The organism is Nocardia goodfellowii, assembly GCF_017875645.1.
Lineage (GTDB): Bacteria > Actinomycetota > Actinomycetes > Mycobacteriales > Mycobacteriaceae > Nocardia > Nocardia goodfellowii.
Genome location: NZ_JAGGMR010000001.1, coordinates 6,540,589 through 6,563,770, shown reverse-complemented (window position 1 = coordinate 6,563,770; position 23,182 = coordinate 6,540,589). Strand labels below are relative to the sequence as shown.

At 65.9% G+C, this 23,182-nt stretch carries 29 protein-coding genes; 19 read left to right on the top strand and 10 right to left on the bottom strand.

The window, feature by feature from the left end; all coding sequences use genetic code 11:
- Positions 1 to 3: 3 nt before the first annotated feature.
- A complete protein-coding gene (locus BJ987_RS30400) occupies positions 4 to 1,476 on the top strand; it encodes a DHA2 family efflux MFS transporter permease subunit (protein ID WP_307869801.1) in 1,473 nt (490 codons plus the stop codon).
- A 51-nt stretch (positions 1,477 to 1,527) separates the two neighbouring features.
- Here the strand turns inward: BJ987_RS30400 and BJ987_RS30395 are convergent, their stop codons facing one another.
- A complete protein-coding gene (locus tag BJ987_RS30395) occupies positions 1,528 to 1,839 on the bottom strand; it encodes an EthD family reductase (RefSeq protein WP_209896514.1) in 312 nt (103 codons plus the stop codon).
- Between the two features lie 134 nt (positions 1,840 to 1,973).
- Here BJ987_RS30395 and BJ987_RS30390 point away from each other — a divergent pair, with 134 nt between their 5' ends.
- The 3 genes from BJ987_RS30390 (at position 1,974) to BJ987_RS30380 (ending at position 4,735) form a co-directional block, all read left to right on the top strand.
- Positions 1,974 to 2,900, top strand: a complete 927-nt coding sequence (locus tag BJ987_RS30390; RefSeq protein WP_245366198.1) for a LysR family transcriptional regulator — start codon at positions 1,974 to 1,976, stop codon at positions 2,898 to 2,900.
- Positions 2,901 to 3,154: 254 nt separating this feature from the next.
- Positions 3,155 to 4,159, top strand: a complete 1,005-nt coding sequence (locus tag BJ987_RS30385; protein ID WP_209896513.1) for a papain-like cysteine protease family protein — start codon at positions 3,155 to 3,157, stop codon at positions 4,157 to 4,159.
- A gap of 12 nt (positions 4,160 to 4,171) precedes the next feature.
- Entirely contained in the window at positions 4,172 to 4,735 is a 564-nt protein-coding gene (locus tag BJ987_RS30380) for a hypothetical protein (protein ID WP_209896512.1), read from the top strand.
- Positions 4,736 to 4,980: 245 nt separating this feature from the next.
- Here the strand turns inward: BJ987_RS30380 and BJ987_RS30375 are convergent, their stop codons facing one another.
- Positions 4,981 to 5,613 (bottom strand): TetR/AcrR family transcriptional regulator, encoded by a 633-nt coding sequence (locus tag BJ987_RS30375; RefSeq protein WP_209896511.1) that lies wholly within the window; start codon positions 5,611 to 5,613, stop codon positions 4,981 to 4,983.
- A gap of 130 nt (positions 5,614 to 5,743) precedes the next feature.
- On the opposite strand from BJ987_RS30375, the gene BJ987_RS30370 reads away from it, so the two are divergent.
- The 4 genes from BJ987_RS30370 (at position 5,744) to BJ987_RS30355 (ending at position 8,242) form a co-directional block, all read left to right on the top strand.
- Complete coding sequence (locus BJ987_RS30370; RefSeq protein WP_209896510.1) at positions 5,744 to 6,190, top strand: hypothetical protein; 447 nt, start codon at positions 5,744 to 5,746, stop codon at positions 6,188 to 6,190.
- A gap of 93 nt (positions 6,191 to 6,283) precedes the next feature.
- Positions 6,284 to 6,850, top strand: a complete 567-nt coding sequence (locus tag BJ987_RS30365) for a winged helix DNA-binding protein (RefSeq protein ID WP_209896509.1) — start codon at positions 6,284 to 6,286, stop codon at positions 6,848 to 6,850.
- A gap of 277 nt (positions 6,851 to 7,127) precedes the next feature.
- Positions 7,128 to 7,733 (top strand): dihydrofolate reductase family protein, encoded by a 606-nt coding sequence (locus tag BJ987_RS30360; protein WP_209896508.1) that lies wholly within the window; start codon positions 7,128 to 7,130, stop codon positions 7,731 to 7,733.
- A 203-nt stretch (positions 7,734 to 7,936) separates the two neighbouring features.
- The gene (locus BJ987_RS30355) at positions 7,937 to 8,242 is read left to right on the top strand and encodes a hypothetical protein (RefSeq protein WP_209896507.1); all 306 of its coding nucleotides are present in this window, start codon (positions 7,937 to 7,939) and stop codon (positions 8,240 to 8,242) included.
- Positions 8,243 to 8,376: 134 nt separating this feature from the next.
- Here the strand turns inward: BJ987_RS30355 and BJ987_RS30350 are convergent, their stop codons facing one another.
- Together BJ987_RS30350 and BJ987_RS30345 are read right to left on the bottom strand one after the other, a co-directional pair.
- Positions 8,377 to 8,844 carry a DUF4189 domain-containing protein gene (locus tag BJ987_RS30350; RefSeq protein WP_209896506.1) on the bottom strand — a complete coding sequence of 156 codons (468 nt, stop codon included), beginning with the start codon at positions 8,842 to 8,844 and terminating at the stop codon, positions 8,377 to 8,379.
- A gap of 141 nt (positions 8,845 to 8,985) precedes the next feature.
- Positions 8,986 to 9,939 carry an NAD(P)-dependent alcohol dehydrogenase gene (locus tag BJ987_RS30345; RefSeq protein WP_209896505.1) on the bottom strand — a complete coding sequence of 318 codons (954 nt, stop codon included), beginning with the start codon at positions 9,937 to 9,939 and terminating at the stop codon, positions 8,986 to 8,988.
- A gap of 137 nt (positions 9,940 to 10,076) precedes the next feature.
- On the opposite strand from BJ987_RS30345, the gene BJ987_RS30340 reads away from it, so the two are divergent.
- Together BJ987_RS30340 and BJ987_RS30335 are read left to right on the top strand one after the other, a co-directional pair.
- On the top strand, positions 10,077 to 11,408 hold the full coding sequence (locus tag BJ987_RS30340) for a hypothetical protein (protein ID WP_209896504.1): 1,332 nt from the start codon (positions 10,077 to 10,079) through the stop codon (positions 11,406 to 11,408).
- On the top strand, positions 11,405 to 12,796 hold the full coding sequence (locus BJ987_RS30335) for an outer membrane protein assembly factor BamB family protein (protein ID WP_209896503.1): 1,392 nt from the start codon (positions 11,405 to 11,407) through the stop codon (positions 12,794 to 12,796). Before BJ987_RS30340 ends, BJ987_RS30335 begins: the two co-directional genes overlap by 4 nt.
- A gap of 62 nt (positions 12,797 to 12,858) precedes the next feature.
- Here the strand turns inward: BJ987_RS30335 and BJ987_RS30330 are convergent, their stop codons facing one another.
- From BJ987_RS30330 to BJ987_RS30320, 3 genes are all read right to left on the bottom strand, one after another.
- The gene (locus tag BJ987_RS30330; RefSeq protein WP_209896502.1) at positions 12,859 to 13,257 is read right to left on the bottom strand and encodes a PPOX class F420-dependent oxidoreductase; all 399 of its coding nucleotides are present in this window, start codon (positions 13,255 to 13,257) and stop codon (positions 12,859 to 12,861) included.
- 46 nt (positions 13,258 to 13,303) lie between these two features.
- Positions 13,304 to 13,780, bottom strand: a complete 477-nt coding sequence (locus BJ987_RS30325) for a DUF1772 domain-containing protein (RefSeq protein ID WP_209896501.1) — start codon at positions 13,778 to 13,780, stop codon at positions 13,304 to 13,306.
- 180 nt (positions 13,781 to 13,960) lie between these two features.
- The gene (locus BJ987_RS30320) at positions 13,961 to 14,656 is read right to left on the bottom strand and encodes a TetR/AcrR family transcriptional regulator (protein ID WP_209896500.1); all 696 of its coding nucleotides are present in this window, start codon (positions 14,654 to 14,656) and stop codon (positions 13,961 to 13,963) included.
- 81 nt (positions 14,657 to 14,737) lie between these two features.
- On the opposite strand from BJ987_RS30320, the gene BJ987_RS30315 reads away from it, so the two are divergent.
- Positions 14,738 to 15,643: an alpha/beta fold hydrolase gene (locus BJ987_RS30315; protein WP_209896499.1), complete on the top strand. Its 906-nt coding sequence runs from the start codon at positions 14,738 to 14,740 to the stop codon at positions 15,641 to 15,643.
- Between the two features lie 38 nt (positions 15,644 to 15,681).
- Positions 15,682 to 16,293 (top strand): DUF8020 domain-containing protein, encoded by a 612-nt coding sequence (locus BJ987_RS30310; RefSeq protein ID WP_209896498.1) that lies wholly within the window; start codon positions 15,682 to 15,684, stop codon positions 16,291 to 16,293.
- On the opposite strand, the gene BJ987_RS30305 is transcribed toward BJ987_RS30310, so the two are convergent.
- Positions 16,241 to 17,407, bottom strand: coding sequence for an epoxide hydrolase family protein (locus BJ987_RS30305; RefSeq protein WP_209896497.1), 1,167 nt, complete (start codon positions 17,405 to 17,407; stop codon positions 16,241 to 16,243). The genes BJ987_RS30310 and BJ987_RS30305 overlap by 53 nt on opposite strands.
- A 103-nt stretch (positions 17,408 to 17,510) precedes the next feature.
- On the opposite strand from BJ987_RS30305, the gene BJ987_RS30300 reads away from it, so the two are divergent.
- Complete coding sequence (locus BJ987_RS30300) at positions 17,511 to 18,080, top strand: CGNR zinc finger domain-containing protein (RefSeq protein ID WP_209896496.1); 570 nt, start codon at positions 17,511 to 17,513, stop codon at positions 18,078 to 18,080.
- Positions 18,081 to 18,147: 67 nt separating this feature from the next.
- Here the strand turns inward: BJ987_RS30300 and BJ987_RS30295 are convergent, their stop codons facing one another.
- Positions 18,148 to 18,678 carry a hypothetical protein gene (locus BJ987_RS30295; RefSeq protein ID WP_209896495.1) on the bottom strand — a complete coding sequence of 177 codons (531 nt, stop codon included), beginning with the start codon at positions 18,676 to 18,678 and terminating at the stop codon, positions 18,148 to 18,150.
- Between the two features lie 200 nt (positions 18,679 to 18,878).
- Between BJ987_RS30295 and BJ987_RS30290 the strand changes: the two genes are divergently transcribed.
- Positions 18,879 to 19,466 (top strand): DUF3558 domain-containing protein, encoded by a 588-nt coding sequence (locus BJ987_RS30290; protein ID WP_209896494.1) that lies wholly within the window; start codon positions 18,879 to 18,881, stop codon positions 19,464 to 19,466.
- A gap of 35 nt (positions 19,467 to 19,501) precedes the next feature.
- A complete protein-coding gene (locus BJ987_RS30285; RefSeq protein ID WP_209896493.1) occupies positions 19,502 to 19,783 on the top strand; it encodes a hypothetical protein in 282 nt (93 codons plus the stop codon).
- Positions 19,784 to 19,809: 26 nt separating this feature from the next.
- Here BJ987_RS30285 and BJ987_RS30280 read toward each other — a convergent pair whose 3' ends face one another.
- Entirely contained in the window at positions 19,810 to 20,463 is a 654-nt protein-coding gene (locus tag BJ987_RS30280) for a hypothetical protein (RefSeq protein WP_209896492.1), read from the bottom strand.
- A 160-nt stretch (positions 20,464 to 20,623) separates the two neighbouring features.
- Between BJ987_RS30280 and BJ987_RS30275 the strand changes: the two genes are divergently transcribed.
- The 4 genes from BJ987_RS30275 to BJ987_RS30260 all read left to right on the top strand — a co-directional run bounded on the left by BJ987_RS30275 (position 20,624) and on the right by BJ987_RS30260 (position 23,113).
- A complete protein-coding gene (locus tag BJ987_RS30275; protein ID WP_209896491.1) occupies positions 20,624 to 20,797 on the top strand; it encodes a CsbD family protein in 174 nt (57 codons plus the stop codon).
- A 283-nt stretch (positions 20,798 to 21,080) separates the two neighbouring features.
- On the top strand, positions 21,081 to 21,698 hold the full coding sequence (locus BJ987_RS30270; protein ID WP_209896490.1) for a TetR/AcrR family transcriptional regulator: 618 nt from the start codon (positions 21,081 to 21,083) through the stop codon (positions 21,696 to 21,698).
- Positions 21,699 to 21,777: 79 nt separating this feature from the next.
- Positions 21,778 to 22,290: a MarR family winged helix-turn-helix transcriptional regulator gene (locus BJ987_RS30265; protein WP_209896489.1), complete on the top strand. Its 513-nt coding sequence runs from the start codon at positions 21,778 to 21,780 to the stop codon at positions 22,288 to 22,290.
- The gene (locus BJ987_RS30260; RefSeq protein WP_209896488.1) at positions 22,283 to 23,113 is read left to right on the top strand and encodes an EamA family transporter; all 831 of its coding nucleotides are present in this window, start codon (positions 22,283 to 22,285) and stop codon (positions 23,111 to 23,113) included. Before BJ987_RS30265 ends, BJ987_RS30260 begins: the two co-directional genes overlap by 8 nt.
- Positions 23,114 to 23,182 lie beyond the last annotated feature (69 nt).

The window sequence follows — 23,182 nt, the reverse complement described above, 5'->3', positions numbered from 1 at the left end:
GTCGTGACCACTACCGCGACGACTTCCGCGGCGCCGACCGCCGCCCGCAACCCGATGACGATCGTGCTGGTGCTGGTGCTCGGCACGATCATGGCCACACTGGACCAAACGATCGTCAATGTCTCGATCAACACGCTGTCCGCGCACTTCGACGCGGGCCTGAACACCATCCAGTGGGTGGCGACCGGCTATTCACTCGCACTCGGCGCCGTGGTGCCGGCCTCGGCGTGGCTGGTCGGCCGGTTCGGCGCCAAACGGCTGTACCTGACCGCGGTCGCCGCCTTCGCGGTCGGCTCGATGCTGGCCGGACTGGCCTGGAACATGGAGTCGCTCATCGCTTTTCGAGTCGTGCAGGGCGCCAGCGGCGGCCTGCTCATGCCGGTCGCGATGACGATCCTGCTGCGTGCGGCCGGGCCGGATCGGCTCGGACGGCTGATGAGCACCCTGGGTCTGGCCATTCTGGTCGGCCCGCTGCTCGGCCCGGTAATCGGCGGCTACCTGATCGACGAGGTGTCGTGGCGGTGGATGTTCTTCATCAATCTGCCGATGGGTGCGCTGGTGCTGGTATTGGCCGCCCGGATCGTGCCCGACGACCTGCCGGAACCGCGGCACGCGCTCGACCTGCCCGGACTCCTGTTGATGTCACCCGGCTTGGCCCTGCTGATCTACGGGGTGACCGCGGCCGGTGAACAGGCCGGATTCGTCACGCCCGCCGTGCTGGTCCCGCTGCTGGCCGGGGCCGGGCTCATCGCCGCCTTCGTGCGCCGATCGCTGACCATCGCGCAGCCGCTGCTGAATCTGCGGGTGTTGGGCAACCGGGTCAGCGGCACCGCCGCGCTGCTGCTGGCTTTGTTCGCGAGCGGCTACTTCGGTTCGATGCTGTTACTACCCTTGTACTTTCAAGTGGTTCGTGGCGAATCAGCCCTGGTGGCAGGCGCATTGGGTATTCCGTTCGCGCTGGCCTCCGGTCTGACCATGCAGGTGGCGGGCCGGTTGATCGATCGGATTCCGCCCGGCCGCTACCTGCCGGTGTCGATCACGGTGGCGCTCACCGGTTTCGTGCTGTTCATCGTCCAGCTGGACGCGGACGCGCCGTACTGGGCGCTCGGTGCGAGCATGCTGCTGATGGGCGCCGGTGGCGGCGGCACCATGATGCCGGTCATGACCACCGCGACCCGGTCGCTGAGCCGGGTGGATCAACCGGCGGGATCGACGGTGCTGAACATGATCAGCACCACCGCCCTGGCGGTCGGCACCGCGGTGTCCTCGGTCACCCTGGGCGCGCTGCTCCCAGTGACCGGCGGGCTGCAAGCGCTGCACGGTATGGGTCCGGCGCAGCGCGCCGAGATCGCTCCCGCCCTGGCGGAAGCGTTCCAGCACACCTACCTGATCGCTCCGGTCGTGATAGCGCTCGCGTTGATCCCCGCCTTGCTGCTACCGCGCCGGTCGGCTGTGGTCGCTGCTCATCACCAGTGATGAGCATCTTGTCGCCGTGGCGTTTCACGGCGAGAGCGATGCCGGCCGACCTCAGCCGGTGCCGTCCTGGACCGGATAGTCGATGACGACCACACCGCCGGTGGCGTAGTTGACGACATCGGCGGCCAGTCGCCGGCCTTGCGGCGACTCCCGCGCCGCGGCCAGGGCGGCGGCGTCAGCGAAGTCGGCTTCGAAGACCGCGAAATACGGCGCTTCTCCGTCGATCGCCGCCACGTCGAAGCTGTAGCGCCACGCGAGGACGCCGGGCCACTCCCTGACCAGTGGAAGGTGGTTGGTCACGTAGTAGTCGCGGAAATGGTCAGGGTCGTCAGGCATGGGATACAGGACCACCGTCTTATGCATGACGACCTCCGTCCAGATCAGAAATGCTTGTGACTGCGATGTCCGCTACCGCGGTTGGTTGAATCGTCATATGCGCAGGTTAGGGCTTGCTGCGCGGTCGAGGGAAAGACCGATACGGGATAAACTCAGAACGAATGGTTATCAATCGAGGGGGGCATGTGGCGCCGGATACGGTGAGCCTGCGGTACTTCCTGGTGCTGGCGCACGAGTTGAACTTCACTCGCGCGGCCGCACGGATCGGTATCGCACAGCCCGCGCTCAGCGCCCGGATGCGCCGATTGGAGGCGGAACTAGGTACAGCCCTGCTGGTTCGCAACACGCGTAGCGTCGTATTGACCACGGCCGGTGCGGCTTTGGCGGAGTCCGGCCCGCCCGCGCTGGCTGCGCTGGACCGGGCATGGGACACCGCCCGGAATGCGGGGGCTGGTGAACTGGGCACGCTGCGCATCGGTTACAGCCTCAGTACGGGGGCCGAGACGGTACCGGCCCTGGTGGACAGGCTCATCCGAAGCAGCCCAGGTCTCGCGGTCGGCGCGATCCCGATGGCGACACCGGAGATCTCGGCCGCGGTCGCCGACGGCCGCATCGACGCGGGGATCACCCGCGGGGAACAGCCGGGTCGTGGCGTGCGCCGGTTCCTGCTGCGGCGCGAGCGCGTCGGGGTCCAATTGGCACAGCATCATCCGCTGGCCGAACACCCGGAGATCGAGATCGCCGACGCCGCCGCGTATCCGCTGCGACTCCCGGACCGCGCGGCCAACCCCGTGATCCACGATGAGCTGTCCGCACTGTTTCGCGACATCCAGCCGACCCCCCGATTCCACACGCTCGCAGTGTCTTTCGACATGTCGCAGCACGACCTACGCGACGGTCTGACCCTCGCCCCGGCCGGAGAAGCCGCGGTCACGGCACTAGCCGCAGGGCTCGCGTGGCGGCCGTTGCGGGGCGCAGCTACCTTGACGATCCATTTGGTCCTTCCACGCGAGCAGTCGCCACTACACCGCCGCATCCGTACCGTCGCCAAAACCGTGGCACACGAACTGCACTGGCTGACGGACTGACGCAGCAGTTCACGCAGAACGCTGATGGTGGCCGTGGTTGCTGCCTTAGCTGCGATACCAATTATTCTGAGCGGCAAGATTGTTCGTGTTCAGGGTGCTTGCCGAACGAGTAACCGTTCCGGAGCCGAAGACGGTGCGCGCCGCCGTCTTTTGTGTTGAACTGAGTCCATCTCACCGGCATCGGCCGAAATAGCCTTCAGCGCAGCGGGTTTCGACCCTGACCTGGGATAACCCTGCATGGAAGAAGGCTCATCATGGCATTGTCAGTAGCCGACCTCGCAACGCTGGGGGAGACGCCGATCACCATTCGGTCGACGGCGTTTCCCAATGTGTACCTGCGGATGGACGCCACCGGGGTGACCGCCCCCGCCGACCGTGGCAGTGGAAAAGTCAACTGCCAGTACGGGTCCGGCCACTATGAGCGGTATCGGGTGCGACCTCAAGCCGATGGCTCGGTCGGGTTCGAGTCGGTGGCTTTTCCGAAGGTCTACCTACGTATGGACGGCACGGGAGTGAGCGCCCAGACCGTATCCGGCGGCGGCACGGTCAACGCCCAGTACAACGCGACTGCCCCCGGCCCGTGGGAGAAGTTCCATCCCAGCCCGCAGGCAGACGGATCGTTCTCTTTGGAGTCGATCGCTTTCCCGAAGGTGTACCTACGGTTGAACGGCACCGGGCTGACCGCGCTGACCGACGGCGGTGGCGGCACAGTCAACGCCCAATTCGGCGCCGATGGCGGCACCCATGAGAAGTTCGTTCTAGCCATGGACGACCAACGGCTCGACTTCGCCATGCAGCACCAAGAGCAAACCATGTGGTGCTGGGACGCGGCCACGGTCAGCACCGAGGCGTACTACAACCCGGCTTCCACCTGGACCCAGGGCAAAATGGCCAACGCCGAGTTGGGCAGGAATGATTGCGTGGTCGGCGCGGGCGCCGTATCGCCCTGCAACCAGGGCCGCTGGCCCGATACCGCGCTGACGCGGATCGGGCGGCTCAACGCGCGTCTGAACAACGCCTTGACCAGCGCTCAGCTCGGTGCCGAATTGGCCAAATCCGCGCCGGTCATCGTGAACATCGCCTGGCAGGGCGGCGGCGGCCACATCGCCGCGCTGCGCGGACGTTCGGTGTCGGGCGGTGTCGACTACGTCAGCGTCGCCGATCCTTGGTACGGCGACTCCGATGTCACCTACGACGTCTTCCGAAACAGGTACCAGGGCAACGGAACCTGGAACGTCAGCTACAAGACCAAGCGCTGAGGAGATCCGATCATGCCACTGCATCTGCCCAACCCGCCCGCCGAGGTTCCGGACAAGGTCAAGGGGAAACTCCGGGCCTTCGCCGACGACGCGAAATTCTCGACCAAGGCGCTACGCGGAGCCCGCAAGGACCAACTCGACCTGTCCACTCCCCATCAGATCTTCAGCATGGGACTGGACGACATCGTCGACGGCGCCGGCCTCGAGGCCGCACAGCCGGTGGGCTGGCGCTACCTCGTCGTGGACGGCGCGCAAATTGTCGCCAGCGCCGAAACCACGCAGGCCCCCGACGGCACCCAGGAGATGTCGCAATTCACCGAAGGACCGTTCGTCCTCGCCACCGACAGAACCTTGAAAATGGTCCGCAAGCTGCCCGAGTTGGCGGCTACCGGATTCGAACTCCGGCTCTTGCGCATCCCCGCCCTCTATGTGATGGCGCTGTGGTTGCACGCCTCGACTGCCGACATTCTCGTGCCGCTGGACCCCTCACCGATCGGAAAGGAAGGCAAGCCCGTTTCCTCAGTCCAGTTCCTGTCCGAACTCGCCGAATTGGCTCACGCCAGCCCGCCGGCGTAAAGGTTCGCGTGTCCGGTTCGACTCGGCAACGCGCCGGACCCCCGAACCCAGCCCCGGTGGTTGAAACTTCTCGATCGCCGCAAGCCGCGCTGACTGATCCGGCCAGCGCGGCTTCTCGGGCTCTACGGTGTCTGTACCGGCCGAGCTTCCGCGCAGTCGGCGAACGAGACCGCTGTGCTCAGCGCATAGGCAAATCCGATTCCCGGCGATCGCAATGCTGTTGGGCGGGGCGCGATCCCGCGTTGTTATGTGAGCGTGGGCCCCATTGTTCGCAGGGCGTCGGGGATGGCGGCGAAGGCCTCGTGCAGGCGGGTGATGAGCGCGGATCGGCCGCCGGCGCCGTCGGCGGTGACCCAGGCCCGCCCGGCGATACTCCAGGCCGTAGTGGTCAGCTCGGCGAGGATGCGGAGGCGTAGATCGCCGGGAGGCAGGGCGAGCTTTTCCGAAAGATGTGCTGTCACTTCGGCTTCCACACCCGAGCGGGCGTATTCGAGGTAGCCGAGCAGACTGGGGGCGGTCAGGATCAGGCTGCGTGTGGCGATGTAGCGCTTATCCCAGTCGTCGGGCAGCGCGGTGGCCGCGTCGGTGAGGACGTCGCGTAACGCGGTCAGGATCGGTCCGGTGAGTTCACGCGCGGCGAGGGCTTGGAGATAGCCGGTCCAGAGCTCGGTCTCGGCCTCGACGGCCACGGCCTCCTTGGTGGGGAATGCGCGGAAGAACGTGCTGCGCGAAACCTCGGCTGCCTCGACCAGTTCCTCCACGGTGGTGGCGGCGAAACCCTTTTCGGTGAACAGCGCCAGTGCGGCGTCGGCCAGGGCACGTCGGGTGCGGACTCGCTTGCGTTCCCGAAGCGGCAGGGCGCGATCGTCTGCAGGCATGCCCTGATCCTAGCGCCCGAAGAACCTGCGACCCAAAAGAAACTTAGTTCTAGTTGGGACTTGTGCACTTCTGATACTTAGTGTCAGAATCAATCACGTCACCGAGCACCACCCGAATGAGGAGAACGCGATGAGCACCACTACCGCCCCGACCACCCTGAACCCCTCGATCATCGGCCAGGCCGAGAAGCATCACACCGCGGTCCTGACCCGCGCGCTGACCGGCACGAGCTTGGATGAGAAGCAGTGGATCGTGCTGAATCAAGCCGGTGCCGCCGATGAGCCGATCGAGCGCAGCGCCCACATCGCCCGGGTCGCCGCGATGACTCAGTGGACCCGCACCGAGGTCGAAACGGCCGCGAACGCATTGCTCGCCAGCGCTCTGTTGGCGACTACGCCGCACGGACTGCTCGAGCCCACCGCAACCGGCAAGGCCGTGGTGAGCAAGGTTCGCGCCGAATCCGGCGCGATCGTTGCCGCCGCCTACAGCGCGGTTCCCGCCGAAGATCTGGCCACCGCTGCTCGAGTCCTGGCCACTATCACCGCCCGCATGGCCGAGGAATTGGCCCACGCCTGAACCGAATTCGCCGCCGGCCCACAGCCTCCGCGGGGTGGCGGCACAACGAGCACCGGTGCGGAGTTCGTCCAACCATATACAGAGGTTCACGAAATGAACAGCAGAACTACCGTTGTCGGCGTGGCGATTTCAGCCATCGGTGCGGCATTGCTGCTTACCGGTTGCAGCGGAACGACCGTCGAGGCCGGACCGCCCGCGAGCAGCACCGTCGCCGCGACCACGAGCCAGGCTTCGGACCCCGCCACCTTGACTCCCTCGATCATCGGCCAAGCCGAAAAGCACCACACCGCGGTGCTGACCCGCGCGCTGAACGGCACCACATTGGATGAGAAGCAGTGGATTGTGTTGAATCAGGCCACGGGCGAGCCGGTCGAGCGGACCGCGCACATCGACCGGATCGCCGGCTTGACCAAATGGACGTCCGCCGAGGTCGAAACTGCTCTGAACGCACTACTTGCCAAGGGGCTACTGGCCAACACACCCCACGGCAGACTCGAGTCCACCACCGCGGGCAAGGCGATAGTGGGCAAGGTCCGCAGCGAATCCGGGGCGATCGTGGACGCCGCCTACGGTGTGGTTTCGCCCGAAGATCTGGCCACCGCGGCTCGAGTCCTGGCCGTCATCACCGCCCGCATGGCCGAGGAATTGGCCCACGGCTGAACCGGATGGTCGCAGGCCCCAAGTGCAGTGGCGAGTTGTGTGCGGCGCTGGCTGCCTGAGGGATCCGTCATGGCTCTAATTAGCCTCTGGCCCAAAGTATTTCTAATTGACGCAAGAAGACGCCGCGAAGCGTGCGGCGCGGGTCCGGGAGCCGCTGCGGCTCGAGACATCCACAGACGCCGTTCAGGGATTTGCATCGAGATCGTTCGGCGACGGCCGATGAGTTCGCGGCTCCCGTCCGGTCAAAGCTCATGACAGCCTAGGAAAGGACACCGCTATGTCAGAGCTTCTCGTCGATTTCATCACCTCGCTCGACGGCTACGCATCGGGGGAGGGATGGCCCGGTTTCTGGGGTCTCGAGGGCCCGGAGTATCTCGCGTGGTTAGGCGAGCAGCCCGAGTCCACCCACCTGATGGGAGCGAACACCTACCGCCTGATGTCGGGCTTCGCCGCCGGTGAGGTCCCGGATGGCCAAGACGAGTTCAGGCCCGAAGAAGAGGCGTCGGTCGACGGGCTCACGCGGGCGTCCAAAGTGGTGTTCTCCTCCTCGCTCGAGGAGCCCCTGACGTGGGCCAACTCCACGCTCGTCCGCGGCGACGCCATCGAGGCGGTCCGCGCCATGAAATCGAGCGGCTCGGGGCTCCTCACCACGATCGGCAGTCTGAGTCTGTGCCGGTCCCTGCTGCGCGCCGGACTCGTCGACCGATTCCGGGTGGTGATGTTCCCCGTCATCACCGGCGCCACGGGCGCAGAGCGCATCTACGACGGCTATCCGGACGTTGCCCTCGAGATGATCGAGCACCGCACCTTCGACGGCCGCATCCAGTTGGTCGAGTACAAGCCACGCGTCCTCGAGCACCCGCCGCTCGGTGCCCCTGCGTGATGTCCCAGTAGGCCGGCGTACCGACCGAGCCGCACCCGACGGAACGCGCTTAGGTGTTGTTGTCTTGGATCGCGGTCGACGACGCTGTCCCGAGCCGATGAATCACCTTGAGGGAGTTGATCTTTGGACCGCATCCCGAACCGACTACCATCAGCCCGGTCGCAGCCGGTCCGGCGCGTTCGTGGCTGTCTTGGGGGATTCTCATGTCGCGTTTGGTGAAGCTCGGATTCGATCTTTTGCTCGGCGACCTGCTGTGGTTCGTGATCGGCGGTTTGATCCTGCTGGTGCTCGCCGCCTACGCATGGGACGTGATCAGCGTGCCCGTAGTTTGGGTGCTCGATCGCTTCCGGAAGGACCACGGGTTCGATGAGCAACCGGAGCAGGTGTCACACACCGGCCGTACCGCGCGGACCCGCGAACGTCGTGCGGCCCGCGACGCCGAACGACGTGCCGCGCTACGTGCGAAGCATGCCGACAGTGGTCGCGTTTACGCCGATCAGACTGACTGAGTTCCAGTGAGCCGGAGACGAATACGGCTTTCAGCGGATTCGCCAGATGCACCGGCATGCCGCTGCGCGGTCGGCAGCACAACCCCACCGGCCGCTCAGCGGGACGTACCTTCAGCCGGCCTGGACGGAAATTCTCAGCGTTGCGCGTTGGCGGTACAGATCACTTCGCTGATGCCTGTCCCCGCACGGTCTGCGGAACCGACGTTGGCCAGCAGCGCCTGCGGGTAGTACCGGCCCAGGCTGGCGTGGGCGGCGGCGAGCGCGGACGAACGGTCAGGACCCGCGCCGCTGCCGTACCCGTACATCGAGTCGTTGTCGACATAAACCAGCGCGCCACAGCCGTCGGCCCAAGTCACCACAACAGCGCAGTCGGAGGCACCGTCCCACCCGCAGCTGTCGAGTGCCTCGTCGATCGCGGTCTTGACACTGTCCGCATCAACACTGGTGCCGTAGGACCAATTTTGTTCACTGAAGGCGATCGCCCCGAACAATCCGGGCTCATCCGCCGGGTTGTCGGCATGAGCCGAACCAGCACCGGTGACCGACCCTCCCGCCAGACCCAACGCCGCGAACGCGAAAGCGGCCTTGCCGATAAACCTCATCAAAATATTCCTCCGCAAACAAAGACCGACAGAAAGCTTGACGAATCATCCACGAATTCCGCCGGATTCGCCCATCCAGTCCGGAGAATCACAATTTGCACCATTAGCTATAGGGACAACCGGGGTCTGCAGCAGCGGAGGTCAGCGGATCTCGACCACCACTTTGCCCAGGGCGCGACCCGCGCCGACGTGGGCGAGCGCCTCCGCGGTTTCCTCGAGCGGGCACACGCGATCGATATGGATACCGATTTGTCCCGCGGCACAAGCCTCCGCTAGGGGCGTGAAGTGGGCGGGTCCCTCCCGCACCGCGAGAACACCGAGGCTGCGGCCGGTGGCGATGCCGGCGATGACGCCGATGGTCGTCATTCGCAGCAACGCGCGGGTGGTGCCGCCGACGCAGCGATAGCGGCCGCCGCGCGCGACCGCCCTGCGATAGGCGAAGACCGAGCGGTGGGCGACGAGGTCGAGTATGCGGTCGTATGGTCCGGTTCGGGTGAAATCCGTTGCGCGGTAGTCCATTACCTCGTCGGCACCGAGGGTGCGCATGAAAGCCAGTTTGGCGGCGTTGTCCACGCCGGTCACGTGGGCTCCGGCACGCTTGGCCAACTGGATCGCGAACGCGCCGGATCCACCGCCTGCTCCGTTGATCAAGACCGACATACCTGTTGTGACGCCGGCTGTGCCCTGGAGTGCGATCGCTGCCGCCTGCGGCAGGGTCGACGCCTCGGTGAAGCTCAGCGACTCCGGTTTGCGTGCCAATGCTTTTTCGGGAACCACGGCATATTCGGCGAATCCGCCCTTGAGCATGAGATTGTCGCCGTAGACCTCGTCACCCGGCGCGAACAGAGTGACTCGGGAGCCGACGGCTTCGACGCGCCCGGCGATGTCGGATCCGAGAACTCGGCGTTTCGGTGTCCGGAGCCCGCCGAGGCGCGAATACAGCGGTGTGCCCAGCAGTGTCTCCCAGTCGGAGAGATTGATCGACGTCGAATGTACTTGAACGAGTACCTGTTCGGGTCCTGGCGAAGGTATCGGGATGTCCGCGACAGAGAGCACCTCGGGGCCGCCGTAGCGGTCATATACTACGGCCCGCATACGATTTCGCTCCGGATCGGACGACAGCCTGACACGTGGCAAAGCCTAGTCGGCGGCCCGCCCCGCTACCGGCGAACGGCAACTTACGAACAGGCGCAGGTGGCGGTCGATCAAGCGGGGCAGACAGAATGCGATATATGGAGAACGACGACGAGAGAGAAGTGACCGAGCCGTCGCCCGCGGTCACCCGCTGGACGGTGGGCTTGACCTGCGTAGCGGTTGTCGCGACCGCCTTTCTCGTCGCCGGGCTGCTGCATGAGCCGGAGCCGGAGTTGACGACCACACCGGTCACACCCACCACTTCGGAGCCGCCGGCACCGGCCGAATATTCCTATGTCACTCCGCCGGTTACGTTTCCGGTACAGATCCCGGGGTGCGATGTCGTCGAACCGCCACAGCAACCGCGATTTTTCGGGATGGCATACTTGGGCACTCCCGAATACGACAATCCGTCCTATCCGTGGTTCTCCGGTCCCAAAGCCGGCGCGATGACGCAAGCGCTCCAGGAAGCGCTGCCCGCGGGTGTCGAGATCGCCTTCGCGTCGGTGCAACGGTCGCTGATATTCCAGCCGATTCCCGGCGATTCCACCGAGCACAAGGAATTCGGCGGTTGGACCAACGCACAGGCCACGCTGCTGCGCGGCGATGGAGCGGGCGGGCTGACGGTGACCGTGCGGATGTCCACTACGCCGATACCACCCTGTGTCGCAGGCGATCTCGACGAACGGCGACACCTCCCGGACGGCACGATCGTCGACACCGATGACACCTGGCACGAGACGAATGGGGTCCGTACTCTTTCGCGCACCGCTACCGCCTACCTTCCGGACGGATCCGTCGCGCACGCGAGCGCCACCGACGACGCCCGCGACGGAAGCGGCCGTACCCGAGCCGTCCCCTTGACCATCGACGACCTCGTCGCACTAGTCACCGCCCCCGGGCTGCGCGTCACCGCGCCGGTGCCGCCCGGAACACCGAACCCACCCGAATCCTGTTACGGCGCCTCGGAATCTTCCGCCGCGATCGATCAGGCCCAGGCCCGTAAATGGAATGCGGTGCTGGCCCAGATGCCTCTTGACGGCTTGACCCTGGACCGGCCGCTCGGGGCGCTACTACCAGCGAGCACGGGTGGGGTGTGCCAGATGGTTCGAGTAACCACACCCGGTCGCCAATCGCAGTTGGGGGTCACGATCAGCACCGGCCAGCCTCTCCCACAGGAGCCCGATACCGCATCGAACGACGGTACGGTGTCGCGTCGGCTGCCGGACGGGACGATAGTCGCGACCAGCGAATGGACGACCACGTCGATGGAACCGTCGTCCTCGCCGGGAACGACCCGCAGCGTCACAGTCACCCGGCCATCCGGGACGCAGGTCCGGGCCAGCTCCAGCGGAAACCCGACCGAGACCGCGACATTCGCGCTACTGGAGGAAATCGCTTTGAATCCGGGACTCGAGGTGTCGCGGTGACAACGATCCCCGGGCTCCGGAATCTCGTGCTCGCCGCCACGGCGGCCGTAATCACCACTGCCGGTGCGGTTGTCGTGCACCTGCAGCCCGAAGACAGCACGCGCAAGATCACCGGCACCGCGGATTCCGCGCCGGGGCTCGCGTGGTCGGTCAGCGTCGCCGGATACGGACGAGCGAACGCGGAATTCCGCGATCCCCGGGCGGGCACCGAATTCGATTCCGGCGGAGCTGGATTCGTCGAGGCCGGTGACACGCTGGTGACGGTGGTCGGTGTGCCGGACGACGACATGTACCTGCGGGACCCGGTGCTGGTAGGCATCGACGCGGGCACTGGTGCCCAGCGCTGGCAGGCCCCGGCCGCGGACCTGAGCGGTTGCGGGCCGCTTCCCGTCGACGGCCGGGTCGTATGTTTCACCTCCGACCGAGCGCTGGTCGGTTACGACGTCGAGACCGGGAAAGTGACGCGCACGCCGACGGATTGGTATCCCTTCGCGATCGCGACACTCGATGATCGCGTGTTTGTCGCCGAGGGCGACGTGGAATCCGATGACGTGCGTGTTCATGCCGGAACGCTCGCCGATCCGGACGCCTACTGGTCCAAGGCGTTCAGTATGGGGACCGCGTGGGAGGACCTGCCGTACGACTCCTTGGATGTCTCCCATGGGCAGGGCGTCTTCAGCCTCGGCATCGACCTCGCCGGTTTCGATCTCGCCACCGGGCGGTCGACCTGGAGCGCCACGCAGGACGGATGTTCCGACGCTGGCGCGACCAGCGGCGCGTTGGTCGTGCGCACCCTGATCGATTGCCGGGGCCACAAAATCACCGGCAGCACCATCCTGGACCGCACGGGCCGCGTCATCGCCACCACCGACAGCGAAGTCGCGCAGAGCCTTTCAATCGACCTTCCGACCGACGACACGATTCCGGTCCTGCTCGGCGACAGCGCCCATGACCGGCGTACCGGTAACCGGATCTGGAGCAGTCCCGACCTGATCGCCGCGGCCGGGGAGACCAACGAATACAACGTCAATGCCACGACCGGCACCGCGGTGGCCGTTCTCGGCGACGTCGCCCTACTGCGAGACACCCACGCGCGCACCGAAACCGGCCTGGACCTGCGTACCGGACATCGGCTATGGCGGTCCGAGGCCACCCGTTCCGGCACGATCCAGGGCTGGGACGGAGACAGGGTCATCTTTTCCGACTCCACTGGACTCTGGGCGGTCGAGGCCCGGACCGGCGCTATCGCGTGGGACATTCCGTTTCTCGCCGTGGACACCGACCCCGACGTTTTCACCGAACCGAGTCGGCTCGCCGTACACGGGAAGGGGCGCTACACCTACGGCAGTGCCCACACGATGATCGGACTTCGTCCGCTCGAACGCTGAGGCGAGGTGCCCGCTAGGATCCGGCACCTCGCCCCGAGACCTGCTGTCGGACAAGCCTTTTGCTACTCGACGACCCGGCTGGTGAAGTCGAAGGACCCGCCGTCGATACCCCAGGAGATGACCCGCTCAGGGCGAATTCGGATGACGGCGCGTTCCTGGGGCGGAAACGGTGGTTCCTCGTCGTCCAGCGCCTCGGCCGTGCCGCGGATCTCGATGCCGCGAATCACGTAGGGATCCAACGAAACCTGCTGGTCGATGACGAACGACACGCGGCTGCCCGCCTCGACATTGCGGTACTTCCGAGTAGCGCGCATCCGCATGCCCCCGATGTCGATCGTGCCATCGGCGTTCACCCGATAACTGGTCGGATTGTTCTGCACTACGCCGTCCGGTGACACCGTGGCCAGCCGGCCGAGCCCGGCCTGCGCGAGAAACTGCTGTTCGTTGCTGGTGAAAATCATGTCGAATACTCCTCGGTGAATGCGATGTGCGTTGGTTCGCTCGAGATCAGAACAGGATCAGCGCGGCGCACAGTCCGGCGACGGCGATGGCCTGCAGGGTGACCCGGTACTTCAGAATGCTGTCCCACTTGTCTTGCAGCGCACGGGCATCGGCGGGAATGATGCCGCTCTGTGCGGCGGCGGTCTGCTGGGTATTGATCGGCTTGGCGACGTGGACATAGAAGGCGAGCCACGTGAGCAGTGCCGCCACCGAGATGCCCGCCGCGACAGCGGCGCCCGTCTGCCCGGCGAACAGCGCGATCAGCAGCGTGAGCACCGCGGCGACCACACCGCCCGCACCGAAAACCGGCATGCGCTTGTCGCCGTAGTAGTGACCCCATCCCGCACTCATCGTCACGGTCGCGTCGTCGAGCCTGCGGTAGACGGACCGGGTGATCACGGCCCCGCAGACATCGGTGCCATAGATGACCGCGTTGGCGAGAACCGCGAGGACGGCGATGATTTGGCCGGTGACAATGAGCATTTTCGGCTTCCCTCTCCAAAATCTAGCAGCGCTAGAAACTGGAGCAAAGATAGCATCCGGTGGCTAGCTTGTCTAGCGCTGCTAGATTTCCCGCTTGCCGCTTCGCCACACTGAATCGGCAAGTGGCACAGGCCCGTTCCGGCGGAGCGGATGCGGCATCCGGAAGGCGGGGAGGCGCATTCAGTCCGGTTTCAGCAAACCCTCGAGCACTCGTCGCAGCATGAGTTCGAACATCGCACCCGGCGCCTCCGCGCCGCGCTCCGACACCTCGAGCGCTGCCGCGAGGAACCGATGGTCCCCTTGGTGGGCGGTCTTGTGGAGATAGGCCGCCTGGGCGATGCGACGCGACCGATCTGCGCTCCGGTCACCGAGTTCGGCGCGGGCGAACTGTTGGACCAGAGCGTTCAGTACCGCGATTGCCTGCAGTTTCATCGGTCCCGGCACATCGACGTTCGCCATGGCCCGCAGTGCGTACTCGAGGTAGGCGATTCCGTGCGGTCCGACCCGTAACGGCTCGACGGGGATGTCGAGTAACCACGGGTAGCCGACATGGATGGCCTTGGCGCGGACCGCCAGGGCGGTGAGGTCATCGATCACCGCGCCGCTCGGCGGTACGGCCAGATCGATCTTTCCGGCGACGAAATCGACCATGAGGTCGAGCACGTCGTCACGGCCCGACACGTAGCGGTACAGCGCCGACTGGCTCACGCCGAGTTTCTGGGCGATCCGCCGGGTGGAGACGGCGGCCAGCCCGCCCTGGTCGGCCAGTTCGATCGCGGCGGCGGTGAGGTCGTCCCGACTGTGCGACGGGGCGGGCCCTCGCCTCCCTTCGGTGCGTTCCCACACGGTCGGGGTGGCCTTCCCGGACTTCGTCACTTGCCGTACCCCCTCTATCGCCGATGCCTGTTGTGCCCTATCCTAAACTGCGTTCACCGATCACAGTTTAGGAGGTTCGAAATGTCACGCGACGCACCATGGGGACCGCGACGATGGGCGCACAACGGGGCGGTACGCCTCGCGTTCGACGAGTTCATGCCAGGCGCAGGCGGAGACCCACTGCTCGTCGCGACCGGGTTGGGCGCGAACCGGCATTGGCTGCCCGACGGGTTCTGTGCGCAATTGGCCGAATACGGTTTCGCGGTAGCGCGATACGACCAGCGCGACGGCGGTGAATCGACCCATCTGCCACCGACAGCTGTACGGAACCCGATCACGGCGCTGCTGGCGCGGCGCGGCGCGGCCTACACCGCCGAAGACATGGCGGACGACGCCGCGGCGGTGCTCGACGAACTGGGCTGGGGTTCGGCACATCTGCTCGGCGTCTCCCTGGGCGGCGCGGTCGTCCAGCGGGTGGCCCTCCGGCACCCCACCCGTGTACGCACGCTCACCTCGGTCGATGCCGTGCCGGGGGATGTCATCGGACTGCGCACACTCCGCTACATCCGGCTGGGCACGCTCGCGAAATTCGCCCGGGTCAAATTCCCCGACACTCCGGCGGGCGCGATCGAGGCGGGCGTCACGGTGGCGAAGCTCCTCGCCTCACCCCGGCACGAATTCGACGAGGCGATGGTGCGCACACGACTGGAAGCGAACCCGGACAGCGGGATTCACGATCAGGAGGCACAGAGCCGGCAGATCGGGGCCCAATGGAGCGGGCCAGCGATCACCGAGATCACTCGGCCGACCCTCGTCGTGCACGGCGAAGACGACCCGCTGATCAAAACCAACGCCGCGCACGTCATCGCGTCCCAGATCCCCGGCGCCCGGCTGCTCCTGCTTTCCCGAGTGGGGCACGACCTGCCTGAACACGCTTGGAAACCACTCGCTGCCGCGGTCCGCGAACTCGCGGACACTAACGCGTGAACAGCTGCCACGCAGCCGCTTTCGACGAGGAAGTACCGATGAAACTCAGCCGATCCACCTTCCTGGCCGCACTCGCGGCCATCAGCATCATGCCGAAAACGATCACCGCGCACGCAGACCCGAACCTGCCTTCGCCTGCGGTGTCCTATCGCGCCGCGGTGGCCGATCATTTCGTGGTCACGACCTTGGACCACGGGACCTTCGCCTTCGAGGACGGTGGTGACTCGGTCGCCGTCCGCAACACCGCCGGTGCGGTCATCGACACACTGCCGCTGGCGTATTCCTTGGACGGACAACCGCTGGCCCTGCAGCAAGAGATCTCCGCCGACGGCCGCACCCTGACTCTTACGCCGGACACCACCGGTCTCGACCGGACGGCGTTGCGTCCAGTGGCCTCGCCGATCGAAAACCAGCTCGCGATGAACGAATTGTCCGCCGATCTCCTCCGTAACCCTGGCATCGGCGGACTGGCCGGACTGGCAGCTGGTGCCGCCGTGGGCGCTGTGCTCGGACTCGGTTCGTGTCTGCTCGTCGGCCCCGGTTGCCTGGCCGCGGCCATCGCGGCCATCGCGGCAGGTAGCGCCTCGGTCCTGGTGTTCACTGATTGGCGGCCAGCACTGCCGCGAGGCCTGCTCGCAGGTCTTCGATGAAGTATTCCGGCGCTTCCAGAGACGGGAAATGCCCGCCGAATTCGGGGGTATTCCACCGGACGATCTGTCGATAACGCTCCTGGGCCCAGGGGCGCGGACACTTCTCGACGTCGCGGGGATACATGGTCAGTGCTGACGGGACGTCGACGCGAAGTTCGGGGTCGAGTGAGTTGTGGCTTTCGTAGTAGATGCGGGCTGCCGATGCGCCGGTTCGCGTCAGCCAATACAGGGTGACGTCGTCCAGAACGCGGTCGCGGGAAATCGTTTCGAACGGGCTGTCTTCGGTATCTGTCCATTCAGCGAACTTGTCGAGGATCCAGGCCAGAAGTCCGACCGGTGAATCGACGAGCGAGTAGCCGATGGTCTGCGGTCGAGTCGCCTGCTGCTTCGCGTATGCCGCGCGGTGGTGCCAGAAATGGCGAGTTTCCTCGATCCATGCACGCTCGGTCGTAGTCAGTCCGTCCGTGGACAATCCGGGTGGGGCTTCCGCGAAGGTGGTATGGATGCCGAGAACGTGCGCCGGGAACCTGCCGCCGAGGACGGTGGTGATATTGCCGCCCCAGTCGCCGCCGTGCGCGGCGAACTCGCCGTAGCCGAGCCTTCCCATCAGCTCCACCCATGCGGCCGCGATCTTTTCGGTTCCCCATCCGGTGGTGGCGGGCTTGTCGCTGTAGCCGAAGCCCGGCAGCGAGGGAACCACGACGTGGAACGCCGGTGTCCCTGGATCTTCCGGCTCGGCCAGTTCGTCGACCACATCGATGAATCGAACAATGCTGTCCGGCCAGCCGTGCGTCAAGATCAGGGGAGTGGCATCCGCGCGCGCGGAGCGGCGGTGCAGGAAGTGGATGCCGAGATCGTCGATTGTGGTGCGGAACTGGCCCATTCGGTTCAGTCGCGCTTCGAACGGCCGCCAGTCGTATTCGGTCCGCCAGTAGTCCACGACTTCGGTGAGGTCGGCGAGCGGAACACCCTGGTCCCATCGGCGAGGTCCCGCGCGAGAGACGGTCTCGGCTTCCGGTAGCCGCGCCGCGGCCAATCGTGCGCGCAGATCATCGAGGTCGGCGTCGCTCGCGTGGATTTCGAATGCTTGCACGTCGCTGGTGGGGCAGGGCATGAGACCTCCTGGCCGTCGGGGGGCCGGCTACGCCGTTTCGAGAACCGGCTAAGATGGTTCTAGCACGCGATTTTGCTGCGGCGCAACCTGCTAAGGTGGTTCCATGCCTGCCGAGTTCCCGGACTTTCGTCTCGGTAGCGTGCTCGCGACCAGCTTTACGGCGACTCTCACGGAGCGTCAGGGCGACTCGCTCGAGCGCATTCCCACGCCGCAGCGACTCGTCGACTGGCTGACAGTGAGCGGCCTTGCCGTCGATTCCTGCACGACCGCCCAGCTCGAACTCGCTCGGGAACTGCGAGAAGCGATTCACCTCGCCGCGACGGCGGCCGCGCTGCGGGAGGCGCTGCCCGCGTCCGCGGTTCGAGTCATCAATGACCGCAGCATGCAGGGTCGGGCCGCGGCTGTGCTGACGCCCGACCGCAACCGTCGATGGCAACTCAGCTCGGGTTCTTGCGTAGAGGACGCCCTAGGCGTAATCGCTGCCGACGCGATCAGCATCATCGCAGGCGAAAGAGACGGAAAATTGGCCCTGTGCGCATCGCCGACCTGCCGCGCCGCCTTCTTCGACACCAGCCAAAGTCGCACCCGCAAATGGTGTGACATGAACACGTGCGGGAATCGTCAGAAGAAGGCGCGATTCAACGCCAACCACCCCAAGAACATCAAAGCCTGACGCCACAAGGTCCGCGGTTGTGCGGTCAGGGCCCCAGGCATCCAGCGTTTACTCGTGCCAGTTCCAGCTAGACCAGGACTACCGTGAATTCCGTTGCGCCACCGCTCCTCGGTGTCAGTGTGAGCCCGGCGTCCTCGCCGGTTCCACGCGCCGACCAATAGGCGGTCTTCTCGTTGTTGTTCCGCACCGTGCCATCAGAGTCTTGCTTCCACATGAGACGCTCGGGTTTCGCGCTTTTCGCACACTTGTCCGCCGACTTGGCTTTCGCGTTCTCGTCTATGCAGACTCCTGCCGCGCTGTAAACCATTCCGTAGCCGTCGCCGTCCACCTCGCGCTGGAACCACTGCTGGTTCTTGTCCGTCTTGTCGCAGCCGGTGAACTTGATTGCCGATTTGCCGTCGGACTGTGTGGCGCAGCGGGTTCCGCCTTTGGTGATCTCGGCCTGGATCAGGAATGTTGTTCCGGGCGAAGGAAATCCCTTGGCCGTCGCGTCTGCCGTTCCACCGGCGATCCAGAATGGCAGCAGTGCGATGATGACCAGGGCGGAACGGACGTATCGGCCGCCTATCGCATTGATCGGCAATTTTGTGGTCTTCACGATGTCTCCCGTGTGCGATCGTTGGCGAATGTGATCGAAGGCCGCTGGATCGACTAGGAGTCGGGTAGGCCGAATCCGTAGTCCCGGGTGTATTCGTTGACCAATCGGGCGCGGATGGGGAGCGTTTGATCCACCCCCCACCAGCAGCGGCTGCGGGTTCCAGCTACCTGTGGTTCGATTGTCGAAGGGAGGGATGACCTATGCAGCAGAATGTCCGTAGCCGGGTTCGTAAGTTCTGTGGGGTGGTGCTGGGGGCGGTGCTTGTCGCCGGTACCGGTTGCCAGATTTCCGGGACCCCGACGACTGCACCGCGGCCGACGGTGCTCGGCTCCGATACGCCGCCGGCGGCGACACCGCCGTGGACGTTGGCCGAGCTCGTCAACCATCCGTGCACGATGCTCGGACCCGATGACCTCACCCGTTTCGGGATCACGGGCTCCGGAGAACCGGCGTTGAACTCCAAGCCCAGCTACTGTCGCTGGCGGACGCCCGGAGCCGAAACGGGCGGCGCGCGAATGGTTTTCGCGCCGAACCCGTGGGAGCGGTTCGGAAGTCTCGAAGAGATCAAACGCGAGGAAGCGAATTTCCGGACCTTGCAGATCGCGGGACGGGCCGCCTTCCTGGTCGATCGGCACCGAGAAAGCCAGCGTAACTGCATGATCTGGGTTCAGGTCGCCTCCGGCGGGCTCTTCCAGGTGGAGTACATCCCCGAATCGCCGGTCGCGGGTCAGGACGTCTGTGGTCCGGCGATCGAGCTCGCCGGAACGATCGCGGGGCGAATACGGTGAACGGACACCCGAGACCAGCCGAACTCTCGTGGTTGGTGACCCTGGTGGCCGGAGTTTCGGCTGTGGTCGCCGGGTTGGTCTGGTTGCGTTGTGTCTATCTCGTACTCGCATTTCGAATCGTGACCGATCCCGCTTTCGACCCCCATGGATATGGGCTGATCGGCGGGGCCGTGCTGTCTGTGCCCTCCGCGCTCGTGCTGGCAATATCGGTGCCGTTCGTCTTCGCTGCTCATCATCGGGCGCGAATTGCCCGGATCACTACGCCTGTGTTGCTAGTCAGCACGGCATTGCTGTGGGTTGCGTTCGTTACGGCGTAATCCGCGAAATCAAATGTTGCGGTCGTTCAGGGGTGAAAGCCCGGCGGGGGATAGGGAGCGCTGTTCGGGCCCGGCCGATTCGATGCCGCGAGCGCGATTCCGCTGATCACACTTGCGAGCAACGCGGCGACCAGGAGCGGCGTGGCGGTCAGATACGCGAGGCGGAAGCTGAACGCGTCAGAGATCAGTTGATTGATGATCGGGGCGATCACCAAGGCCACGATCCCGGCTGCTGCGGCGACGGCCGCGAGATCCCGCCGACTCCGCAACGAACGCACCAACGCTGTGGTCACTCCGGCCGCCGCGCCGGCACCGAGTCCGCCGAGCACGCGTCCTACCAGCAGTATTCCGGAGCCGCCACCCAGCACCACCAGCACCACACCGAGGAGCATGACGCCCGCGGCGCTGATGCTCACCGCGGTCAGCGCGCGCCCGCCCAGCAGGTATCCCAGCGAGAAAGCGAGCGCGGCGGCGATCAGGTAGGCGACGAACCCGATCAAGAAAAACACCGGACCCGACATTCCGAACTCGACTTGAATCGGAGACGACCCGTCGATTCGGTAGACACCGGTCCACATCGCCAGGCCGACCACCGTGGCGAGCCCGGGCCCGAGCAATGTCCAGGCAGGGTAATTCCCGATCGAAAGGGCAGGATTTTGCCGCGGCGGCAACATGGCCATGCGATCACCATAAGACAACGTGGTCGCGGTCACCATTCGGCAGCAGCGGCGGTCCGGCTTCCGGCACCACACTTGTTTGCCGCGGCGCAGGCGGGTTACCCGCCACTCGACCGGCTTGAACAAGGCATGGTCGGTCGGACCCGACGAAAGGGGTTAGACAATGAGCACAGCTGACAAGGCCCAGAACAAGGCCGACGACCTCGCCGGCAAGGCGAAGGAAAAGTTCGGCGAGGCCACTGACGACCAAGACCTGAAGAACGAGGGCAAGGGCGATCAGATCAAGTCCAACCTCAAGGACGCGGGCGAGAAGGTCAAAGACGCCTTCCGCAACTGACCGAGTCTTCGCTTTCGCCGTCGAGTGGGCGGTGCCCCCTGGGTACCGCCCACTCGACGAGCGCGATCCGCGGATCTAGCCAGTGATGGTGTCCGAAGGCATCGTGGACTGATGTGTTGGCCACAGTGTTCGCTCCGATGACACTTTCGCCGTGCAATCAGTTGTGCCAGTTCAGGTCCCAGCGCGTCGAGGTGGGAGTCGACGTCGATCGAGCTGTCGGGTGAGCCTTGCCCGGGGGAGCGGAGGTATGTTCGTGCGGCGAGGGCGTGCGGACAGGAGGGCGATGCGAACTCACGGGTGGTCGGGTGCGAAGCCGGCCGACGACACCGAGGCGATCGCGCGCATCCTGGCCGCCGCCAAGGCGGTAATCGAGCGCTCCGGTGCGGAATTCACCATCGCCGAGGTCGCCCGGGATCTGGGCATCACTCGCCAGACGGTGTATCGCTACTTCCCGAACGCCGAAGCGCTGCTGACCGCCACCGCGATCGCCGAGACCGGCGCTTTCCTCGATGTCCTCGCCGAACACCTGGGTCATATCCGCGATCCGGCAGCGGCCGTCGTCGAAGGAATCGCCTACACCCTCGAGCGGATACCCGAAGACAAATACCTCGGCCTGCTCCTCGGTCCGAACAGCACGAACGCCGCTTCGGCGGATGTCACCTCAGATATAGCACTGGCTTTGGGTCGCTCGATCTTGCAACGGTTCGACATCGACTGGGCCGCTGCCGGACTCACCGACACCGGTCTCGACGAACTGGTCGAGCACATGCTCCGAATCGTCCAGTCGTTCGTCATCGATCCGGGTCGTCCACCGCGGCACGGCGAACGCCTCCGCGCTTACCTCACCACGTGGGTTGCCCCCGCTCTCTCCCGCGAGCAGATTCCTCTCGCCGGCAGATAAGCCCGCCACCAATGCCGGAGGCGTGCAGGGGTATCCGGGCGTGACGTTTCGACCCCGAGTCGCCGGGCATGCATGAGTCATGCATGAAAGAGTGGCGAATCTGCTGGGGGCGGCGTCGCTAGCCGTGACCGATGCGATCGTGCGCGCGGCGATAGCGGCAGGTGGGGTGAATGCGACCGCGGGGGCGGCGCTGGTGGTGCTCGCGGACAGTGACGGGATCGGGGTGACCGAGTTGGGGCGGCGGGTCGGGGTGACGCAGTCGGCGGCGGCGCGCATGGTGGACCTGCTCGCCGAGCGAGGGCTGGTGCGCCGACGCGGCGGCTCCGGGCGGATGGTGGGAGTCTGTCTCACGCCGGAGGGGGCGGCGGCGGCCGGACGGTTGCTCGCGGCGCGGGCCGCCGCGCTCGAGGGCGCGCTCGGGGAGGTAGCTCCGGCGGAGTTGGCGAAGCTGGCCGAATTGCTCGAATCGATCTTGCGTGCGGTGCGTGCCGGAGGTGCCGAGCCGGATCGGATCTGCCGGCTCTGCGACCGGGCGGTCTGTATCGCGGCGGGTGCGGCGTGCCCGGTCGGTGCGGGGGCCGGGCATGGGTGAGATGCTCGCGCTGGCGTCAGCGGTGTGCTTCGGTGTGACACATTTCCTGAGCGCGCTGCTGGCACGGCGTGCTGACGCGACCGCCGTCGCCTTCTATGCCCAGATCGGCGGGTGCCTGCTGATTCTCGCGGCGGCGCCGCTGGTCACGGCGGACTCGGTGACGGCTGCGGCGCTGGCGTGGGGTGCGCTTTCCGGGATCGGCACCGGGCTGGGCGTCACCTTCCTCTACCGTGGGGTGGGCACAGGCCGGGTGAGCGTGGTGGTTCCGCTCAGTGATGTTGGCGCGCTGGCACTTCCGGTGCTGTTCGGCGTGCTGCTGCTGGGTGAACGCCCCGCCGCGGTCGGCTGGCTGGGTATCGCCGCCGCCCTGCCCGCCCTCTGGCTGGTGTCGCGGGCCCGCGACGAGGACGGCGTCGAACGCTTCGACGGCGTCCGCTATGGACTGCTGGCCGGGGTCGGGTTCGCCGTGCAATTCATCGCGCTGGCCCGGGTCGGTGAAGCAGCCGGGCTCTGGCCGCTGGTCGCCAGCCGGCTGGCCTCGGTGGTGGCGATCGCGCCGCTGGCCGCGAACGCGCCGTTGCGCATGCCGCCGCGGCTGCTGGCCGCGACGCTCGGCACCGGCATGCTCGGCACGCTGGCCATCGCGCTCTACACCTGGGCCACCTGGCAGCAATTGCTCGCGGTCGCCGTCGTGCTCGCGGCGCTCTACCCGGTTATCCCGGTGGTTCTGGGCCGAACCGTGCTGAAGGAACACATCAATCGCACGCAAGCCCTCGGCTTGGCCCTGTCCGCCGCGGCTATCGCGGGCATCGCGCTCGCCTAGCACTGTCTGCGGATGCGCTATCTCGCGAGGTTGTCGGGTGGTGCCGCAGAAAGTGGTCGTGCACGGGAC

Bases quoted from the DNA above. Each gene is read 5' to 3' on its own strand.
- BJ987_RS30395 (WP_209896514.1), bottom strand. From the start codon at position 1,839: ATGCATAAGACGGTGGTCCTGTATCCCATGCCTGACGACCCTGACCAT.
- BJ987_RS30390 (WP_245366198.1), top strand. From the start codon at position 1,974: ATGGTTATCAATCGAGGGGGGCATGTGGCGCCGGATACGGTGAGCCTG.
- BJ987_RS30385 (WP_209896513.1), top strand. From the start codon at position 3,155: ATGGCATTGTCAGTAGCCGACCTCGCAACGCTGGGGGAGACGCCGATC.
- BJ987_RS30380 (WP_209896512.1), top strand. From the start codon at position 4,172: ATGCCACTGCATCTGCCCAACCCGCCCGCCGAGGTTCCGGACAAGGTC.
- BJ987_RS30375 (WP_209896511.1), bottom strand. From the start codon at position 5,613: ATGCCTGCAGACGATCGCGCCCTGCCGCTTCGGGAACGCAAGCGAGTC.
- BJ987_RS30370 (WP_209896510.1), top strand. From the start codon at position 5,744: ATGAGCACCACTACCGCCCCGACCACCCTGAACCCCTCGATCATCGGC.
- BJ987_RS30365 (WP_209896509.1), top strand. From the start codon at position 6,284: ATGAACAGCAGAACTACCGTTGTCGGCGTGGCGATTTCAGCCATCGGT.
- BJ987_RS30360 (WP_209896508.1), top strand. From the start codon at position 7,128: ATGTCAGAGCTTCTCGTCGATTTCATCACCTCGCTCGACGGCTACGCA.
- BJ987_RS30355 (WP_209896507.1), top strand. From the start codon at position 7,937: ATGTCGCGTTTGGTGAAGCTCGGATTCGATCTTTTGCTCGGCGACCTG.
- BJ987_RS30350 (WP_209896506.1), bottom strand. From the start codon at position 8,844: ATGAGGTTTATCGGCAAGGCCGCTTTCGCGTTCGCGGCGTTGGGTCTG.
- BJ987_RS30345 (WP_209896505.1), bottom strand. From the start codon at position 9,939: ATGCGGGCCGTAGTATATGACCGCTACGGCGGCCCCGAGGTGCTCTCT.
- BJ987_RS30340 (WP_209896504.1), top strand. From the start codon at position 10,077: ATGGAGAACGACGACGAGAGAGAAGTGACCGAGCCGTCGCCCGCGGTC.
- BJ987_RS30330 (WP_209896502.1), bottom strand. From the start codon at position 13,257: ATGATTTTCACCAGCAACGAACAGCAGTTTCTCGCGCAGGCCGGGCTC.
- BJ987_RS30325 (WP_209896501.1), bottom strand. From the start codon at position 13,780: ATGCTCATTGTCACCGGCCAAATCATCGCCGTCCTCGCGGTTCTCGCC.
- BJ987_RS30315 (WP_209896499.1), top strand. From the start codon at position 14,738: ATGTCACGCGACGCACCATGGGGACCGCGACGATGGGCGCACAACGGG.
- BJ987_RS30310 (WP_209896498.1), top strand. From the start codon at position 15,682: ATGAAACTCAGCCGATCCACCTTCCTGGCCGCACTCGCGGCCATCAGC.
- BJ987_RS30305 (WP_209896497.1), bottom strand. From the start codon at position 17,407: ATGCCCTGCCCCACCAGCGACGTGCAAGCATTCGAAATCCACGCGAGC.
- BJ987_RS30300 (WP_209896496.1), top strand. From the start codon at position 17,511: ATGCCTGCCGAGTTCCCGGACTTTCGTCTCGGTAGCGTGCTCGCGACC.
- BJ987_RS30290 (WP_209896494.1), top strand. From the start codon at position 18,879: ATGCAGCAGAATGTCCGTAGCCGGGTTCGTAAGTTCTGTGGGGTGGTG.
- BJ987_RS30280 (WP_209896492.1), bottom strand. From the start codon at position 20,463: ATGGCCATGTTGCCGCCGCGGCAAAATCCTGCCCTTTCGATCGGGAAT.
- BJ987_RS30275 (WP_209896491.1), top strand. From the start codon at position 20,624: ATGAGCACAGCTGACAAGGCCCAGAACAAGGCCGACGACCTCGCCGGC.
- BJ987_RS30270 (WP_209896490.1), top strand. From the start codon at position 21,081: ATGCGAACTCACGGGTGGTCGGGTGCGAAGCCGGCCGACGACACCGAG.
- BJ987_RS30265 (WP_209896489.1), top strand. From the start codon at position 21,778: ATGCATGAAAGAGTGGCGAATCTGCTGGGGGCGGCGTCGCTAGCCGTG.
- BJ987_RS30260 (WP_209896488.1), top strand. From the start codon at position 22,283: ATGGGTGAGATGCTCGCGCTGGCGTCAGCGGTGTGCTTCGGTGTGACA.